Here is a 17,723-nt window from a genome sequence, read left to right as displayed (position 1 = left end):
AAATTGTAATGCAATTAAAGTCGATGTTAAATAGTCAACTTCTCAAATTAAGGTTAAAAATTATGGCGATTCAACGCACATTTTCTATTGTTAAGCCTGATGCAGTAAGAAAAAATTTAATTGGTGCTATTTACTCTCGTATTGAAGCAAGTGGTTTAAATGTTGTTGCAGCAAAAATGCTTCACCTTACCCGTGAACAAGCGGAAGGTTTTTATGCAGAACATGAAGGCAAAGTATTCTTCGAACCATTGATGGAATTTATGACGTCAGGTCCGATCATGGTGCAAGTATTAGAAGGTGATAATGCGATCACTTTCTACCGTGAGTTAATGGGGGCGACTAACCCTGAAAATGCAGCCGCGGGCACGTTACGTTGTGACTATGCTGAGAGCATGCGTTTGAATGCGGTACATGGTTCTGATAGTGAGGAATCAGCTGCACGTGAAATTGCTTATTTCTTTACTGAAAACGAAGTATGCCCACGTTAATGAGTTAGTGTAACGGGTTGTAAGTCGTTGCGTAGTGATGCGTGATTAATTTACTGCCCGGTTTTATGATTTTATTTTCCATCGCCACATTCTATGCTGTTCCTCTTTAAACCCTGATATTCAGCCTTAATTATTTGTTATCTCACTCGATTCGTTGTTATTGAAAATAACGGTTAATAAATTATTTTGTTTAATTCGACTAATGCGCTAGCGTCTAGGCGTTAAACTTTGTACAATCTCGCGCCCTGAAACCTCAATTTTAGTATCGTCTTTTTTATCCAACCATGCTTAAAGTATGGTTTAAAATTGAGTCTTAAATTGTTTCAAACCGAATAAAATAAATGACAGAGGCTCACTTCATGAGTAATAAAAAAATTAATCTATTAGACTTAGATCGCAAAGCGATGCGCCAATTTTTCGCTGACATTGGTGAAAAACCATTCCGTGCCGATCAAGTGATGAAATGGATCTATCATGAAGGCTGTGATGACATTAATGAAATGACCAACTTGAATAAAAAATTACGTGAGAAATTATTACGTGAAACTATTATTTCAGCGCCTGAAATCAGTAAAGAACAGCGCAGTGCTGATGGTACAATTAAATGGGCTCTAAAAGTCGATGGTCAAGAATATGAAACGGTTTATATTCCCGATGGCGACCGTGCAACACTTTGTGTATCGTCACAAGTTGGTTGTGCACTAGAATGTACATTCTGCTCGACGGCCCAACAAGGTTTTAACCGAAACCTGCGTGTATCAGAAATCATTGGTCAAGTATGGCGTGCAACACAAGTTATTGGTTTTAATAATAAAAAACGTGCAATCACCAATGTGGTGATGATGGGCATGGGTGAACCACTGCTTAACATGACAAACTTGGTCCCGGCATTGAACATAATGTTAGATGATTATGGTTTTGGTTTATCAAAACGTCGAGTTACTGTATCTACTTCTGGTGTGGTTCCTGCGTTAGATAAATTAGCCGATTCAATTGATGTAGCATTGGCTATTTCATTGCATGCATCGAATGATACATTACGTGACGAGCTTGTCCCGATCAATAAAAAGTATAATATTGAAATGTTATTAGCATCCGTTAAAAACTATATTAGTAAATCAAATGCCAATCGTAAAAAAGTAACGATTGAGTATGTATTACTTGATCACGTGAATGATTCAACTGATCAAGCCCATGAATTAGCGCATTTATTAAAAGATACACCGTGTAAAATCAACTTGATCCCATTTAATCCGTTCCCAGGCAGTGACTATGCTAAACCTAGTAATAGTCGTATCGATCGCTTTAATAAAGTGCTGATGGAATACGAAAATACGGTGACAATTCGTAAAACCCGTGGTGATGATATTGATGCTGCTTGCGGTCAATTAGTGGGTGATGTAATCGACAGAACGAAAAGAACATTAAAAAAACGGATGCAAGGTGAAGCGATTTCAGTCAAGATGGCTGATTAATACTTTGACTAGATGGATTTAGGCATGAAACGTTTCGCTGTAGTAGGATTAATAATAACGGCACTAGTTGGCTGTAGCACACAAAGTTACATTGAAACCAGTGCTGGCTTGACTGATAACTCTGTTGATAAAATTGCAGCGTCCAGAAGTCGACTCACCTTAGCGCTTAAGTATATTGAAATTGAAAATTATCAAAAGGCGAAAATAAATCTGGATAAAGCCAGTCGTTATACGCCTGACGATGCGAATATTTATTTAGCTTTTGCATATTACTATCAGAAAGTAAAAGAGCATCAGCAAGCTGAAAAAGCCTATTTATATGCGCTCGATCTGGCGCCAGATGATGGTAATATTCATAATAACTTTGGTGTGTTTCTATGTGGACTTGCGCGATTTGATGAAGCTGAAACTGAGTTTTTAACCGCAATCGCGTCGCCGAGTTATAACCAAATTGCGAATAGTTATGAAAATGCGGGGCGCTGTGCGCATGAGCAAGGTAATAATACCCGTGCATTAAAGTATTTACAGTCATCTCTCGCATATGAACCGAAAAATTTAGACGTACGGTTATCTATTGCAGAATTACACTATAAACTGGCTGATTATGCGGTGGCTAAACAACAATTAACTAAATATGAATCCATCAGTAAAGCAACCGCACGTAGTATTTGGTTGGGTTTTAATATTGCAGAAAAACTGAATAATTCGGCCGTCGCTGAAGTATATAGTCGGCAATTATTAGCTCAATTTCCATTAGCGTTCCAAACACAAAAATATATTACAAATGACTATTGATTTAGAAACCTTAAAAGATCCTAATAAAACTGCTGAATTGCAGGACAATATCGCGGTGGTGACTGCAGGCCAAATGTTGCAGGATGCAAGAGTTGCATCCGGTATCAGTGTGCAAGAGGTCTGTAATCATATTCACCTTAAATCGTCTGTTATCAACAATATTGAACAAAGTGTTGCTGATAAAAAAATATCATCTACATTCATGCGTGGCTACATTCGTTGTTATGCTCGTTATCTTAAAATATCTGAAGATGAAATCATTGCTGCTTATGATAGCCAAAATGTAGCATGTGAACAACAAGCTGAATTGCAGAGTTTTTCCCGCAGAACTAAATTGGAAGCACACGATAACCGTTTAATGCTGGTGAGTTACGGTATTATTGGCTTTATGCTAGCGGTATTTTTAATTTGGGGATTACGTGGTGATGACGTTGACGTTGTTGTGCCCGAGCCCACCACCACACAACCGATAGAGTCAGTTGGTGCCGTGGCGGTTATTGAAGAGCAAGCCCCTTCCGTTGTTGCTGAAAGTGCTGAGTTTGATAGCACTGAGCTTGATAGTACCGCTGCGCAGACTCCAGCATTAGATGTTCTCGCACCGCCATTATTAGAGGTCGTTCCAGCAGAAGTATTGGCACCATCTGTCGTCACAAATACTCCGGATAATAAACCGGCTATTATTGCTCAGTCATTGGTGCTGACCTTCGCCGGGGATTGTTGGGTACAAGTTAAAGATAAAAACGGCAAAACACTGTCGACGGGTGTGAGAAAAGCCGGTCAGTCAATTTCATTACAAGGTTTAGCACCATTATCAATTAAACTTGGCGCACCAGAGTATGTAATAATGAGTTATGCAGGTAAGCCAGTCGATTTATCAACCTTTAAACAAGGTAAACTTGCTAAATTTAAAGTACCTTTTGAAGCTTAATTAACGAGTTATAAATATGCATCAGGAAAGTCCAATTATTCGCCGCCATTCAAAACAGATCATGGTTGGTAAGGTACCCGTGGGTGGCAATGCACCGATTGCAGTACAGTCAATGACAAATACGTTGACGACGGATGTTGCTGCAACCGTTGCTCAGATTAAAGCATTAGAAGCCGTTGGTGCTGATATTGTGCGAGTTTCCGTGCCGACCATGGATGCCGCAGAAGCATTCAAACTAATTAAACAACAAGTTGATGTGCCACTGGTGGCTGATATTCACTTTGACTACCGTATTGCACTTAAAGTCGCTGAATACGGCGTTGATTGCTTGCGTATCAATCCCGGAAATATCGGTAATGAAAGTCGTATCCGCTCTGTGGTTGATTGTGCCAAAGACATGAATATTCCAATTCGTATTGGTGTTAACGGTGGTTCATTAGAGCGTGAGATCCAAGAGAAATATGGTGAGCCGACAGCTGCTGCGTTGGTTGAATCAGCAATGCGTCACGTTGATATTCTGGACCGCTTGAACTTTGATCAATTTAAAGTCAGTGTAAAAGCATCGGACGTGTTCCTTGCGGTGGAATCTTACCGCCAATTAGCAAAATTGATCGAACAACCATTGCATTTAGGTATAACTGAAGCGGGTGGTTTCAGAAGTGGTGCGGTTAAGTCAGCCGTTGGCCTTGGCATGTTATTAGCCGAAGGCATCGGTGATACAATTCGTATATCATTAGCAGCAGATCCTGTTGAAGAAGTACGTGTTGGTTTTGATATTTTAAAATCATTACGTATCCGTAGTCGTGGTATTAACTTTATTGCTTGCCCGACCTGTTCTCGTCAAGAGTTTGATGTGATCAGTACCGTGAATGCACTTGAAGAGCGTTTAGAGGATATTATTATCCCAATGGACGTGTCTATTATAGGTTGCGTGGTAAACGGCCCTGGTGAAGCGGAAGCTGTACATATCGGTGTCACCGGAGGCAGTAATAAGAGCGGTTATTACCTCGATGGCAAACGTCAGAAAGAACGTTTTGATAATAACGATATAATCGATCAGCTTGAGGCTAAAATTCGAGCAAAAGCCGCGATGATGGCACCTGAAAATATCATAGTAACGGACGCAGGATCGTAATTTTTCCAGTAAAGGTGTTGAAATTAGGATAAATATCCTACTAACACCTTTGAATATTTTACCTCGACGTAGAAACGCCTTATAATCTGGGGTCATATGTCTTTTTTAATTTTCGAGAGTGACCGTGGCTAAACCAATCCAAGCAATTCGTGGCATGAATGATTGCTTACCAGAACAAACGCCGGTATGGCAAAAAGTAGAATCAATATTACGTGATACTGTTGCAGCCTATGGCTACTCTGAAATTCGTATGCCTATCGTTGAATCTACGAATTTATTCAAGCGCGCGATCGGCGAAGTAACAGACGTTGTCGAAAAAGAAATGTACACGTTTGATGATCGTAACGGTGACAGCCTAACATTACGCCCTGAAGGCACAGCTTCAACAGTGCGTGCTGGTATTCAAAATGGTTTGTTATATAACCAAGAGCGTCGTATGTGGTACATCGGTCCGATGTTCCGTTATGAACGTCCACAAAAAGGGCGCTATCGTCAATTCCACCAATTTGGTGTCGAAATTTTTGGTCTTAAAGGCGCAGATACTGATGCGGAAATTATTTTATTAACAGTACGCCTGTGGAAACTACTGGGTATTGAGCAACACCTGACACTGCAGCTGAACTCTCTGGGTTCAGCTGCAGAGCGTAGTGCACATAAAGAAGCATTAATTAGCTTCTTAGAAGGTTTTAAAGACCAGCTTGATGAAGAAAGCCAACGACGTATGTACACCAATCCATTGCGGGTACTCGATAGTAAGAATCCAAATGTGCAAGCATTGCTTAACGATGCACCAAGCTTAGCGGATTACTACGGCGAAGAAACTAAAGCGCATTTCGATGGTCTATGTAAGATGTTAGATAGCGCAGGCGTTAACTATCAAATCAATCATCGTTTAGTACGTGGCCTTGATTATTATAACTACACTGTATTTGAGTGGGTAACAGAAAGCTTAGGTGCGCAAGGCACTGTGTGTGGCGGCGGTCGTTATGATGGCTTAGTTGAACAGTTGGGTGGTAAAGCAACACCTGCAGTTGGTTTTGCACTGGGTATTGAACGTTTAGTCTTATTATTAGAAACCTTAGAGTTAACGTCTGATATTGCTGGCGCTGTTGATGTTTATATTGCGGCATTAGGCGAAGGCGCTGATATACACGGTATGTTATTAGCAGAGCAGTTACGCGATCAAATGCCGAAGGTGAAATTTATGATGCATAACGGCGGCGGTAACTTTAAGAAACAACTTAAACGAGCTGATCAAAATGGCGCTAAAGTAGCACTTATTCTGGGCAGCGACGAAATCGAAAACCAACAAGTGACGGTGAAAGATCTGACTGGTAAGACACAGCAGCAAACTATCGCAGTTACTGAGTTAGTAAATAAATTAACAACGCTATTAAGCAAGTAAAGCCACAATTAAGCAATACTGATTAATGGTGTTTAAAAATTAAGGGTGAGACGTGGAAGGTTACGCTACTGAAGAACAACAAGTTGAAGCGCTGAAATCATGGTGGAAGTCCCATGGTAATGCGGTTATTTTTGGCACAGTACTAGGCCTAGCGGGCTTAGTGGGTTTTCGTTATTACAACGATAGCCAGTTAGCAGCACAAGAAGAACTATCAGCAGCTTATGATACTGTGGTGACTGAATTATCTGAAAATGGACTAGCAGCAAAGGCGACCACTCAGACGTTTATCGATGCCAATAGTGGTAATGCTTACGCAACACTAATAGCATTACAACTTGCCGCTGAAGCGGTGAAAAAACAAGATTTTGCTGAAGCTGAAACGCAACTTAGCTGGATAGCGACAAACAGTAATCAAGCTAGTATTTTGCCGATTGCTAAGATTCGTCTAGCACGAGTTCAAGCGCAGTTAGAGAATTTTGATGCAGCACAGGCGACACTGGATAACATAACTCTAGATACCTTTGCTAGTAAAAAAGCAGAAATAAAAGGTGATATCTATGTACTACAGGGTGATTTAAATGCAGCGCGTAGTGCTTATGAAACAGCATTAATGGGAGTTGGTGCCAATACACAGCTGTTACAATTAAAACTTGATGACCTTGCTATTGCCAACGTGGCAGATGATCTGGATGCTGCAATCGCGGGAGAGTTGAATGACCAATAAGCTGAGAACACTAACAACAGCTGCGGTTCTTTTAGTTTTTTTACAAGGGTGTTCTTTATTCAGCGATGATGAGGATGTGTATTCACCACTGCCGGTGATCCAAGCTGAATTCACGCCAGAAATTGAATGGCGTAAGAGCATTGGTTCAGGTGTTGGCGAGTATTACTCACAGACGCGAACCTTACTTGTAAATGATCAACTTTTTGCCGCAAGTCGTTCTGGTGTAGTGAAAGCGCTAGATCCTATTTCAGGTAATGAAATTTGGTCTCAAGATTTGTCTGAGCAAGATGTTTTTAACCGTTTTGATGACAGCGATAATGCACTGCTTTCTGGCGGTATTGCTGCAGGTTATGGCATGATCTTTGTCGGTAGTGAAAATGCGATATTGTTTGCATTAAACGAGAATACGGGCGAAGTACTCTGGCAAGTTGAAACTGACGGTGAAGTGATCGCAAGTCCAGTGGTTGATGAAGGTCTGGTTATCATCCAGACTGGCAATGGTAGCTTGATTGCCTTTGACGTTCAGACCGGTGAGCAGCGTTGGATCCAAAGTTCAGAATTACCGGCGTTGACGTTACGTGGTAATAATTCGCCAATCACCACCAACGGAGCAGCGATTTATGGTCGCAGTGATGGTAAACTAGCCGCCGTCTATCTCGCTAATGGTCGATTGATCTGGGAAGTGAATGTTGCTAAGCCAAAAGGCGCCAATGACATTGACCGTTTAGTTGATGTTAATGGCCAAGCGGTTGCTCGTGGTACTGAGGTTTATACCTCCGCGTTTAACGGTGAGTTAATGGCGATTGAACTGCGTACTGGTAAGGTACTTTGGAAGCGTGCATATGCATCGGTAAAAGATCTTACCGTTGCCGGCTTTGAACTGTTTTTAACCGATACTGAAGGTCGTATTCATGCCATCGATCGTCGTAATGGCTTGACCTTATGGTCACAGAATCGTTTAGCGTTACGTGGTGTCACCGCACCAATTGTCTCGGGCAATAATATTGTTGTCGGCGACAAAGAAGGTTATCTGCACTGGCTAGACCGAAAAACCGGCAAGTTAGTTGCACAAAAATTAATTGATAGTGATGGATTATTTTCTAAAGCCTTGAACTCAGATGAATATCTCTATGTTCAAAGCCGTAGTGGTGACTTGGTTGCGGTAAAAAAACCAATTTAACCGATGAGATAGAATACCATCAACCTAATTTATTGCGCCGAGAGGCGCATTTTGTCCTTTTAAATAAGTGACTTTATTTTACTATAGCCGTATTGAGGCTGAGGTTAACTATGACCCCTGTAATTGCATTGGTTGGACGCCCTAATGTTGGTAAATCAACATTGTTCAACCGCTTAACTCGTACCCGGGACGCACTTGTTGCCGATTTCCCAGGGTTAACTCGTGACCGTAAATATGGACAAGCTAACTTAGCTGGTCGTGAGTTTATCGTAGTTGATACCGGTGGTATTAATGGTGATGAAGAAGGGATTGATGCAAAAATGGCTGATCAGTCGTTACTTGCGATTGAAGAAGCGGATGCCGTATTATTTATGGTAGATGCTCGAGCAGGCCTAATGGTAGCTGATCAAGCAATTGCCGAACATTTACGTAAACAACAGAAGAAAGTATTTCTTGTTGCCAACAAAGTAGATGGCCTCGATGGCGATGTTGCTGTTGCTGAATTCTATGCGCTTGCACTTGGTGATATTTACCAAATTGCTGCATCGCAGGGACGCGGCATTAACATTCTTATTGAAGAAGCATTAGCACACGTTGAAGTGGCTGGTGCTGAAGATGAAGAAGAATTCTCAGACGCTGACCCTTTTGTAAATGGTGAGTTATTACCTGAAGAAGAGGAAAATGAGCAAACTGCGGAAGATTACGCGCGTTTACCCATCAAACTAGCAATGATTGGTTGCCCTAACGTAGGTAAATCAACATTGGTTAACCGTATTTTAGGTGAAGAACGTGTTGTTGTTTATGATATGCCGGGAACTACCCGTGACAGCATCTACATTCCGATGGAGCGTAATGGTCGTAACTACATGCTTATCGATACTGCTGGTGTACGTCGTCGTAAAAATATCAATGAAGTCGTTGAGAAGTTCTCGATTGTTAAAGCATTACAAGCCATTGATGATGCTAACGTGGTATTGATGATATTTGATGCGCGTGTTGGTGTTACCTCACAAGATCTCACGTTATTAGGTTTTGCGATTAACTCAGGCCGTTCGATTGTGATTGCCATCAATAAATGGGATGGTTTAGATGCTGGCGTGAAAGATCGCATTAAATCTGAATTAGATCGTCGCTTAGGTTTCATTGACTTTGCACGTATCCATTTCATCTCAGCATTGCACGGTACGGGTGTTGGTAACTTATTTGAATCGATTACAGAAGCATTCGATTCATCAACTAAGCGTGTATCAACGTCTATGCTAACGCGTATCGTACGTATGGCCGTTGATGATCATCAGCCGCCAATGTATGCAGGACGTCGTGTTAAGCTGCGTTATGCGCATGCGGGTGGTTACAATCCGCCACTGATCGTTGTGCATGGTAACCAAGTAACCAAACTATCGGATTCATACCGTCGTTACTTGATTAACTACTTCCGTCGTTCATTAAAAATCATGGGCACGCCGATTAAAGTTGAATTCCGTGACAGTGATAATCCGTTTGCAGATAAGAAAAATAAGTTATCATTATCGCAACAGAAAAAACGCCGTCGTATGATGTCGCATTACAAGAGTAAAAAATAATAACCTCGGTTATTATTGATGAAAGGTCTGTTTTTACAGGCCTTTTTTTATGCTTGTAAATCAGTGAAAGGTAAGCTTTAGTTATATTCTCGTTGTTAAAGTATATACCTTAACGTAAAGACTGTTACTATTTGTATATCCAAGTTACTTCAAAGTGTTATGTACACGGCTAGCTGGGTATCGAATAGGGATATGGGTAATCAATATGGATAGCATGAGAGGTTTGATTTGACCATAGTTGCAGTGGTGTATTTTTCGGAGTCTGGTTCAACTCAATCGCTTGCTCGTGAAGTGATAATGGGTATCAACACCGTTGAAGACGTAAAGGCCATTGAATGTCAGGTGCAGGCCTGGGATTTATTTGAAGGTCGTTTTGATAACGATGAGCTGATGTGCTTATTGGATAACGCCGATGCTATTATATTTGGTTCGCCAACCTATATGGGGGGGGGGATCTGCTCAGTTTAAAGCGTTTGCCGATGCGACAAGTGAGCGTTGGGATAGCCAACAATGGCGTAATAAATTTGCCGGTGGTTTTACCGTTGGTAGTTGTCTTAACGGTGATCAGGCCAATACGGTGCAATATATGGCGACATTGGCAAGTCAGCATGGCATGTTATGGATTGGGCTCGATATTGCTGGTGGTTATAACAGCGTGGGGCTAAATCGTCTCGGATGTCAGTTAGGTGTCGTTGGGCATAATCCGGAAGGTGAAGTGCACCGCAGTGATCTGGATACTGCGAAGTACTTAGGGCGTCGTATTGCAATGATCACCAAAACCTGTGCTTCTCAGCTACAGGCCTTATCATGATGTTTTATTTACTGCGCAGTAAATAAAGTTATCAGGCGGTTAAACGCTTCACAAGTTGGCTAACCAGTAATTCTGCGCCGACTACGTCATCATTATCAAATCGGCCAATACTTGGACTATCGATATCCAGTACGCCGATTAATTTATCATTAATCACAATCGGTACCACAACCTCCGAGTTGCTGGCGGCATCACAGGCAATATGGCCTGGGAAGTCATGTACATCTGTCACTAATTGAGTTTGTAATGTACTTGCTGCGGTGCCACACACACCACGCCCTACTGGAATGCGGATACATGCAGGTTGGCCTTGGAATGGACCTAATGCGTATTAACATGAAGGAGATCGCTCAATAACATTCATGGAGATCACTTTTTTCTCCGTCTGTAGAGCTAGGTTTAATTTATACTGAGTGATCTCCATCAGTCAAGTTATTGGTCATTTTTCGCATTGATTCGCCCTCTAATTCTATCTTTATCGAGCCATGTACCAGTCGGTCCAGAATTGCATCAGCATGCGTCGATTCTCCGATCATTTTGTACCAATGTTCTTGCGGTAATTGACTGGCAATTAAAGTCGATTTACTGTCATATCGGGCATCAATCAGTTCAAGTAAATCGCTTCGTTGCTGTGCATTTAATGGCTCCAGTCCCCAATCATCCAAGATCAGTAAATCTGCATTGGTTAACTTTCCTATCAGTTTTCGATAGGTTCCGTCAGCCTGTGCAAAAAACATTTTTTCGAGTAGTTCTTTCAGCCTAAAATAAAATACGCTTTGCCCTTGTTGGCAATGCTGATGCCCGAAGGCACAGGCAAGGTATGTTTTGCCACACCCTGTTGCCCCGGTGATCAATATATTTTGATGTAATCGCAACCACTCGCCCTGCGCCAAGGTTCGGATCTGTGACTTATTCAGGTTGCGCTTGGCACGATAATCTAACTGCTCTATGCCAGCATGAACTCTGAATTTAGCTTGCCGTGTTAAGCGCGCTATTTTACGTTGTGAACGTGCGTTAAGCTCATTATCAAGCAGTAAGCTTAGCCTTTCTTCGAACGCGAGTTCTCGGTAATGCGTCGGCTGTTCCGTCTGTAATGTGAGGGCGTCTTTGATGCCGGACAAACCAAGCGTAGTCAGTTGATTATAAATTGTTTTCATTCCATTTCCCTTAATGATAATACGTATTGCCACGCACATTGTTGTGCTCTATTTCTGCTAATAGATCTAACTGTTGTTCAGGTAGTGGTTGGTTATCTAGGCCTTTTTTAAGAATAGATTTGATACCCGCTAATCTTCTTATTCCTGTATGTAAAGCGCGTCCACATGCAGCCTCTAAGCGCGGTGTTGTGTATTGTTTACCTAGCGCAAGCAATCCTAAGCAAACGCGGTAAGCTTGCTCAGGATGTGGCCTTTCTTGCATTAACAGAGTGACGAGCTCTTCTGTTTTTGGGCCAATATCTTGCGCCCATTTCTCAAATCGTTGCGGTGACCATTCCCCTTGTTTTCGATGTGAAACAGGCATATGAGCATCAAGCGTGCTGTGTCCACCAATCTTGTGAGAACGAGGATGCACCGCTACACACTCTCCCTGATGGTATACTGTGACGAGTTCACCGGTAATATGCGCTTCGAGTTTTTTCTTTATCAGTGAATGCGGTACAGAGTAATAATGCTTTTCTATATCAATGTGATAGTCGATATGTACAGTCACCATTTTCACTTGGGTATAGATATACGGTTCAAGGGGTAAGGGTTTCAATTCTGGCTTATCAATGGCAATAAATTGTGAATGACGCGTACCAGGATGCACTTTCATGGCCCGTTGATTGAGTTCAAGTAGCAATTCTTCGATCCGGATATTTAATTGTCGCAAAGAAAAAAAGTCTTCATGCCTCAATGCGGCCATGATCCAGCGCTCTACGATCTGTACAGCCACTTCAGCTTTGGCTTTATCCTTGGGTTTATAAGGGCGAGCCGGCACGATGACCGTATTATAATGCGCAGCCATCTGTGAATACGTCGGGTTAATATCGGGATCATAGCGACACGATCTGGTTGTACCGCTTTTTAAGTTGTCTGGGATCAAGAGCTCAGGAACACCGCCTAAAAAGGTGAAACAGCGAGCGTGGCTCATCACCCAATTTTCTAGACCTTGGGTCCACGTGGCTTCTGCATAGGTGTAATTAGAGGCACCCATCACGGCAACAAAAATTTGTGCCGTTTTAATTTCACCGGTTGTAGGATCAATAATGTTCATCGTCGGCCCACAGTAATCAATAAATAGTTTTTCACCCGCCTTATGCTGTTGTCGCATCGATGGTTTTTGACAACCAAGCCATTTCTTATATAGCCGGCAGAAGTGATTGTAACTATAGAATTTATTGTTATTTCGTTCTCTGTATTCTTCCCATAGTAATTGCAGAGTCATTGTTTTTGGCTTGAGTTCTTGATGGATCACCGACCAATCTGGGGTGGTGATTTGGGGATTGGTTTTGACGGTAGTGTGCAGAAATTTTTGATGAAGAGTCACATCATCCCATTCCTCAGATAACGGCCATGAGGTGATCCCCATTTGGGCTGCTCGATTGGCATAACGAGATACCACTGAGGGGGAGATAGATAAACTTTTAGCGACTTGACGATGGCTCAGTGAACAACCGTATTTGAGTCTAAGGATCTCTTTTAATTTACGCATAGATATAGGTGCCGTTGGCATAGTCATTCCCTTCATCAAAATGAACAGAATAACGGTTAAATACACCTACAGGGCAGTGAAAAAAGCAAGTTTGTCCAATAACATTCATGGAGATCACTCAATAACATTTCAGGGTAAAAGTGATCTTCATGAATGTTATTAGCTGATCTTGATTGAGGTTATTGGGTGATCTCCATCGATGTTATTAGGTGATCTCCATGGTGGTTAATATGCACTAATACTAACTCGTTATTCTCGTAAAGATAAAATCCTACCCAATTAATATCTTCTAGTTCCATAAATAATAACGCACTTAGGTTAGCTAAATTGGCAATTAAATGGGTTTCTTCAGCCATTAAAGCGTCAGCTTGTTGGGCAAGACGCTGATAAAGTTGGATCTTAGACATGTATTCCCTTGATGAATAGATAAGATTAAAGTGTAAGACGCATCTTATCGATGATAGTAATGTGTATCTTATCTGAAGGTTATATGGTCATAAAGGTTATATTGGTTTGAGCAGGTTCGTTAGGACGAAAAAACAGTGATAAGATATAGTGTAATTTACTGATGATGTGTTTACTCAATGTGAACATAGTAGATCCTCGTCATACTTACAGCTTAGTTAAGACTTAGTGTAGGCGATGAAGATAGCGGTTACTTTACCTCTTACTTAATATTTATCCTGTTTTATCGACTGAAGTTAGAAATTCATGCACATATACTTAGTTACCCACGAGAGAGAGTTCTCGCGCCGCAGTAATACTGGCAAATTAGTTCAACAGTTTCTCCCCGATGAAACAAGTGTTGTGCCTTGGCGTCGTAAAGAACCCGATAGTCAATTGTTAACGGCGATCAAATCCGGTCGGGTGGCCATTCTTGCGCCAGATGCAGAATATGAACATAACATAGATGATTTTGACGGCCTGGTATTACTTGATAGTACCTGGCAAGAAGCGCGTAAGATGTATCGTCAAAGCGAGTATTTGCAAGATTTACCTAAGATTACCTTGAATGCGAAGCAAGCGTCAGAATTTATTTTACGTGCCAACCAACTCGAAGGTGGACTCAGTACCGTTGAGTGTGTGATCGAGCTATTACGTCTGCAACAACGCGATGCGGAAGCCGAGCAGCTGGTATTAGAGTTTAAGGCATTTATTCGCGCTTGTTTATAAATGTATGTCGGTAATTCTTTGGGGTGCTTTCCGTCCAACGTCGAAAGGCTTTATAAAATGCCGCCGGAGTGGAAAAACCCAATAAATACGATATTTCACTGAAGGTAAGCAGGGTATCGCGGACATAACTCAATGCCAGACCTTTTCTGGTGGTATCCATGATACTTTGATAGTTAGTATTTTCTTTGTATAAGCGGCGTCTTAATGTCCAGGCTGATGTCCCCAGTAGTTCAGCTACTTGATTAATATCAGGCATGTTACCGACCAAATTATGACTGACTTTTTCAATAACCTTAGTTTGCCAATCCTGATTTTGTTGCAGCAGTTGTAGTTCATTTTGACATAACTGTTGTGCTTGCAGATAACTGCTCATGCAGGCATCGGGTAATGGCGTCTGGATATGCTGGCTATTTAATACTAGACCATTAAATGTGGAATTAAACATAACCGGGCATTGGAAAAATGCATGATAGCGCTCGCTGTTCTTTGGCTCTGGGTATTCAATATGCACCGCTTTAACAATACTGACCGGCTGGGTTAAGTACATGGCTCGAGAGGTCAATAAGGTGAACCAACTGGCTAACACAGAATCAACCACAAAATAATTATACGGATTATACGGGGCTATTGAATAAAAGGTCAGGGTCGGCTCTGGCGTTGTGATAAACGTGGAATGACCCCGTACATTTTGACTTAACAAACTTTCATATTGGGCGAGTACTTGTGCCATGGTGCTAATATTAATGGCCGACATACAGGCAAATCCCAGCATACCATAATGTTGAAAGCAGACATTTTCGCCCATCAGTAAGCCTAAATCTTCGCGCCCCGTTTGTTGAATTAACTCAAAACCTATGCGCATATATTTGGGAATAGATAAGCGCCCATGATGGGCACTAAGCTGCGCGATGGAGACATTGTATTTGGCTAAAATAGGGTTGATATCGCAATCGAGCTTATTACTGGTTAAACTCATTTGCTGCAAAAAGTTAACCGAAATATCCCCTAAACTTACTTTTGAATCTACGGTGCCTGTCATTGAATCCCTATCTGTCATCACACATGCTAGCCAAGAATTCATCTTTGCTAACTAAAGATAGTTAATTGTATATCATGAGCATTGTATCCGTCGTGCTTTAACGCTACTTTTAACAAAATAACAATCAATAAATTTTTAACAAAAATAAGAACTAATAAATCTTTTAATAATATAAAAATAATAAACTCTGAACCAAATAGCCAAAGCAATGGGGTGAACCATGTCAGCACAAAATAATTATCCAAATTTATTAACACCACTCGATCTGGGTTTTACCCAGTTAAAAAACCGGGTATTAATGGGATCCATGCATACTGGACTTGAAGAAGTCAGCAATGGTTTTACTCGTATGGCGGCTTACTTCGCCGAACGTGCAGCGGGTGGTGTTGGCCTGATTGTGACTGGCGGTATCGGACCTAATCCTGAAGGTGCGGTGTTTCAAGGTGGTTCAAAAATGGATACCGTTGAAGAAGCTGAAGCGCATAAAGAGGTCACTGCCGCCGTGCATGCTGCGGGTGGTAAAATTTGTATGCAGATTTTACACGCGGGTCGTTATGCGTATAGCAAACAACCTGTCGCGCCATCAGCAATCCAAGCCCCGATTAACCCTGCACGTCCACGAGCGCTAACCACGGAAGAGGTCTATCAACAGGTCGCAGCGTTTGTTAACTGTGCCAGACTTGCACAATCAGCGAATTATGATGGTGTTGAGATCATGGGGTCGGAAGGTTATTTGATTAACCAGTTTATTGTTGAGCACACCAATCAGCGAGATGATGAATGGGGTGGCAGTTTTGAAAACCGTATCCGGTTTCCGGTTGAGATTGTCAGACAGGTACGCGAAAAGGTCGGCACTAATTTTATTATTATTTATCGTTTGTCGATGTTAGATCTGATTGAGAAAGGCAGTACTTGGCAAGAAGTCGTGGCGTTGGCAAAAGCCATTGAGAAAGCGGGTGCAACCATCATTAATACCGGTATCGGCTGGCACGAAGCGCGGATACCAACGATTGTCACGAAAGTGCCAAGAGCAGCATTTACCAAAGTGACCGCAAAATTGAAAGGCGAAGTATCGATCCCGTTGATCACCACAAACCGCATTAACACCCCCGAGATCGCAGAGTCAGTACTCGCGCAAGGGCATGCTGACATGGTATCGATGGCGCGTCCATTCTTAGCCGATCCTGAATTTGTGAATAAAGCTGCTGCAGGCAAGAGTGACGAGATCAATACGTGTATTGGTTGTAACCAAGCATGCCTAGATCATACCTTTAGTATGAAACTCACCTCTTGTTTGGTTAACCCGCGTGCGTGCCGTGAAACGGAACTGATTTATCTGAAATCACCGGTGAGCAAACGTATTGCAGTGGTTGGTGCTGGTCCTGCGGGATTAGCGTTTGCAACCGTCGCTGCGCAGCGCGGACATAAGGTCACTATTTTTGATGATAAGTCTGAATTGGGTGGGCAGTTTAATGTTGCCAAACAAGTACCGGGTAAAGAAGAGTTTTTTGAGACGTTACGTTACTTCACTACGATGATGACGAAGCTTGGCGTAGAAATTATGTTGAATAAGCGCGTGTCTGCCGATGAGCTTATCGCTAACGGTTTTGATGATGTGGTATTAGCGACCGGTATTGCCCCGCGTACACCTGCTATTGAGGGTATTGGTCATCGCAAAGTATTGTCTTATCTTGATGTGTTACGAGATAAAAAACCGGTCGGTAGTAAAGTGGCCATTATTGGTGCTGGTGGCATTGGTTTTGATGTCGCGGAATACCTTGCTCATGATCATCAGTCAACAGCGCCAACCGCCAGTCTGGATATTGATACCTTCATGCGAGAATGGGGGGTTGATTTAACCATGCAAAATCGCGGTGGTTTAATGCCAGCTGAAAAACCGGCTGCCGCACGTGAGATTTATTTATTACAACGCAAAGCCAGTAAGGTTGGTGCTGGGTTAGGTAAAACCTCTGGCTGGGTGCATAGAGCGGGTCTGGCGAGTAAAAAAGTAGCAATGATAAACAGTGTTGAGTACGTTAAAGTTGATGATCAGGGATTGCATATTCTGGTCGCTGGGGAGCCTCAGGTATTGAATGTTGATAATATCATTATCTGTGCTGGTCAAGACCCATTGCGCGAGCTACAAGCGCAATTGGTGGCTGCTGAGCAACAAGTGCACCTGATTGGAGGGGCTGATGTTGCAGCTGAATTGGATGCCAAACGTGCGATCAAACAAGGTTCTGAGTTAGCCGCGGCGATTTAGCCCATATATGAAAGAAAGGCATGTTACCCA

The 17,723-nt window shown here is 42.1% G+C and carries 16 protein-coding genes and 2 pseudogenes; 13 read left to right on the top strand and 5 right to left on the bottom strand.

Translation table 11 applies throughout. The annotated features are described in order from the left end of the window. Positions 1 to 62: 62 nt before the first annotated feature. The 11 genes from ndk to MORIYA_RS10660 all read left to right on the top strand — a co-directional run bounded on the left by ndk (position 63) and on the right by MORIYA_RS10660 (position 10,524). A complete protein-coding gene (gene ndk / locus MORIYA_RS10705; RefSeq protein WP_112715077.1) occupies positions 63 to 488 on the top strand; it encodes a nucleoside-diphosphate kinase in 426 nt (141 codons plus the stop codon). A gap of 359 nt (positions 489 to 847) precedes the next feature. Next, positions 848 to 1,963 carry a bifunctional tRNA (adenosine(37)-C2)-methyltransferase TrmG/ribosomal RNA large subunit methyltransferase RlmN gene (locus MORIYA_RS10700; RefSeq protein ID WP_112715075.1) on the top strand — a complete coding sequence of 372 codons (1,116 nt, stop codon included), beginning with the start codon at positions 848 to 850 and terminating at the stop codon, positions 1,961 to 1,963. A 24-nt stretch (positions 1,964 to 1,987) separates the two neighbouring features. Then, positions 1,988 to 2,758, top strand: coding sequence for a type IV pilus biogenesis/stability protein PilW (gene pilW / locus MORIYA_RS10695; RefSeq protein WP_112715073.1), 771 nt, complete (start codon positions 1,988 to 1,990; stop codon positions 2,756 to 2,758). Further along, positions 2,748 to 3,686 carry a RodZ domain-containing protein gene (locus MORIYA_RS10690; protein ID WP_112715072.1) on the top strand — a complete coding sequence of 313 codons (939 nt, stop codon included), beginning with the start codon at positions 2,748 to 2,750 and terminating at the stop codon, positions 3,684 to 3,686. Before pilW ends, MORIYA_RS10690 begins: the two co-directional genes overlap by 11 nt. Positions 3,687 to 3,702: 16 nt before the next feature. Continuing rightward, a complete protein-coding gene (ispG, locus tag MORIYA_RS10685) occupies positions 3,703 to 4,821 on the top strand; it encodes a flavodoxin-dependent (E)-4-hydroxy-3-methylbut-2-enyl-diphosphate synthase (protein ID WP_112715070.1) in 1,119 nt (372 codons plus the stop codon). 124 nt (positions 4,822 to 4,945) lie between these two features. Continuing rightward, complete coding sequence (hisS, locus tag MORIYA_RS10680) at positions 4,946 to 6,226, top strand: histidine--tRNA ligase (RefSeq protein WP_112715068.1); 1,281 nt, start codon at positions 4,946 to 4,948, stop codon at positions 6,224 to 6,226. A gap of 52 nt (positions 6,227 to 6,278) precedes the next feature. Further along, the gene (locus MORIYA_RS10675) at positions 6,279 to 6,950 is read left to right on the top strand and encodes a YfgM family protein (protein ID WP_112715066.1); all 672 of its coding nucleotides are present in this window, start codon (positions 6,279 to 6,281) and stop codon (positions 6,948 to 6,950) included. After that, positions 6,940 to 8,130, top strand: a complete 1,191-nt coding sequence (bamB, locus tag MORIYA_RS10670; RefSeq protein WP_112715064.1) for an outer membrane protein assembly factor BamB — start codon at positions 6,940 to 6,942, stop codon at positions 8,128 to 8,130. The genes MORIYA_RS10675 and bamB overlap by 11 nt, the downstream gene beginning before the upstream one ends. Before the next feature lie 110 nt (positions 8,131 to 8,240). After that, on the top strand, positions 8,241 to 9,713 hold the full coding sequence (der, locus tag MORIYA_RS10665; RefSeq protein ID WP_112715062.1) for a ribosome biogenesis GTPase Der: 1,473 nt from the start codon (positions 8,241 to 8,243) through the stop codon (positions 9,711 to 9,713). Between the two features lie 228 nt (positions 9,714 to 9,941). After that, the gene (locus MORIYA_RS21370; RefSeq protein ID WP_232011602.1) at positions 9,942 to 10,181 is read left to right on the top strand and encodes a hypothetical protein; all 240 of its coding nucleotides are present in this window, start codon (positions 9,942 to 9,944) and stop codon (positions 10,179 to 10,181) included. After that, on the top strand, positions 10,126 to 10,524 hold the full coding sequence (locus tag MORIYA_RS10660; protein WP_232011601.1) for a flavodoxin family protein: 399 nt from the start codon (positions 10,126 to 10,128) through the stop codon (positions 10,522 to 10,524). Before MORIYA_RS21370 ends, MORIYA_RS10660 begins: the two co-directional genes overlap by 56 nt. Positions 10,525 to 10,555: 31 nt before the next feature. Here MORIYA_RS10660 and MORIYA_RS10655 read toward each other — a convergent pair. From MORIYA_RS10655 to MORIYA_RS10640, 4 genes and pseudogenes are all read right to left on the bottom strand, one after another. Then, positions 10,556 to 10,849 (bottom strand): annotated as a pseudogene (locus MORIYA_RS10655) (GAF domain-containing protein); the annotation flags it as partial. Between the two features lie 79 nt (positions 10,850 to 10,928). After that, entirely contained in the window at positions 10,929 to 11,681 is a 753-nt protein-coding gene (gene istB / locus MORIYA_RS10650) for an IS21-like element helper ATPase IstB (RefSeq protein ID WP_112712100.1), read from the bottom strand. Positions 11,682 to 11,691: 10 nt separating this feature from the next. After that, a complete protein-coding gene (gene istA / locus MORIYA_RS10645; RefSeq protein ID WP_112712098.1) occupies positions 11,692 to 13,239 on the bottom strand; it encodes an IS21 family transposase in 1,548 nt (515 codons plus the stop codon). A 215-nt stretch (positions 13,240 to 13,454) separates the two neighbouring features. Then, positions 13,455 to 13,625, bottom strand: a pseudogene (locus MORIYA_RS10640) (GAF domain-containing protein); the annotation flags it as partial. Between the two features lie 304 nt (positions 13,626 to 13,929). Between MORIYA_RS10640 and MORIYA_RS10635 the strand changes: the two are divergent. Further along, positions 13,930 to 14,391 carry a tRNA-uridine aminocarboxypropyltransferase gene (locus MORIYA_RS10635; RefSeq protein ID WP_112715060.1) on the top strand — a complete coding sequence of 154 codons (462 nt, stop codon included), beginning with the start codon at positions 13,930 to 13,932 and terminating at the stop codon, positions 14,389 to 14,391. On the opposite strand, the gene MORIYA_RS10630 is transcribed toward MORIYA_RS10635, so the two are convergent. Further along, positions 14,372 to 15,430 carry an AraC family transcriptional regulator gene (locus MORIYA_RS10630; RefSeq protein ID WP_112715058.1) on the bottom strand — a complete coding sequence of 353 codons (1,059 nt, stop codon included), beginning with the start codon at positions 15,428 to 15,430 and terminating at the stop codon, positions 14,372 to 14,374. The genes MORIYA_RS10635 and MORIYA_RS10630 overlap by 20 nt on opposite strands. Positions 15,431 to 15,650: 220 nt before the next feature. Between MORIYA_RS10630 and MORIYA_RS10620 the strand changes: the two genes are divergently transcribed. Next, positions 15,651 to 17,693, top strand: a complete 2,043-nt coding sequence (locus MORIYA_RS10620) for an NADPH-dependent 2,4-dienoyl-CoA reductase (RefSeq protein ID WP_112715054.1) — start codon at positions 15,651 to 15,653, stop codon at positions 17,691 to 17,693. Positions 17,694 to 17,723 lie beyond the last annotated feature (30 nt).

The sequence above is a fragment of the Moritella yayanosii genome, from assembly GCF_900465055.1.
In the GTDB taxonomy this organism is placed as follows: Bacteria; Pseudomonadota; Gammaproteobacteria; order Enterobacterales; family Moritellaceae; genus Moritella; species Moritella yayanosii.
The sequence above is the reverse complement of the archived record's forward strand: the minus strand, read 5'-3'. Positions and strand labels throughout refer to the sequence as shown.

Bases quoted from the DNA above. Each gene is read 5' to 3' on its own strand.
- ndk (WP_112715077.1), top strand. From the start codon at position 63: ATGGCGATTCAACGCACATTTTCTATTGTTAAGCCTGATGCAGTAAGA.
- MORIYA_RS10700 (WP_112715075.1), top strand. From the start codon at position 848: ATGAGTAATAAAAAAATTAATCTATTAGACTTAGATCGCAAAGCGATG.
- pilW (WP_112715073.1), top strand. From the start codon at position 1,988: ATGAAACGTTTCGCTGTAGTAGGATTAATAATAACGGCACTAGTTGGC.
- MORIYA_RS10690 (WP_112715072.1), top strand. From the start codon at position 2,748: ATGACTATTGATTTAGAAACCTTAAAAGATCCTAATAAAACTGCTGAA.
- ispG (WP_112715070.1), top strand. From the start codon at position 3,703: ATGCATCAGGAAAGTCCAATTATTCGCCGCCATTCAAAACAGATCATG.
- bamB (WP_112715064.1), top strand. From the start codon at position 6,940: ATGACCAATAAGCTGAGAACACTAACAACAGCTGCGGTTCTTTTAGTT.
- der (WP_112715062.1), top strand. From the start codon at position 8,241: ATGACCCCTGTAATTGCATTGGTTGGACGCCCTAATGTTGGTAAATCA.
- MORIYA_RS10660 (WP_232011601.1), top strand. From the start codon at position 10,126: ATGCTATTATATTTGGTTCGCCAACCTATATGGGGGGGGGGATCTGCT.
- istB (WP_112712100.1), bottom strand. From the start codon at position 11,681: ATGAAAACAATTTATAATCAACTGACTACGCTTGGTTTGTCCGGCATC.
- istA (WP_112712098.1), bottom strand. From the start codon at position 13,239: ATGCCAACGGCACCTATATCTATGCGTAAATTAAAAGAGATCCTTAGA.
- MORIYA_RS10635 (WP_112715060.1), top strand. From the start codon at position 13,930: ATGCACATATACTTAGTTACCCACGAGAGAGAGTTCTCGCGCCGCAGT.
- MORIYA_RS10630 (WP_112715058.1), bottom strand. From the start codon at position 15,430: ATGACAGGCACCGTAGATTCAAAAGTAAGTTTAGGGGATATTTCGGTT.
- MORIYA_RS10620 (WP_112715054.1), top strand. From the start codon at position 15,651: ATGTCAGCACAAAATAATTATCCAAATTTATTAACACCACTCGATCTG.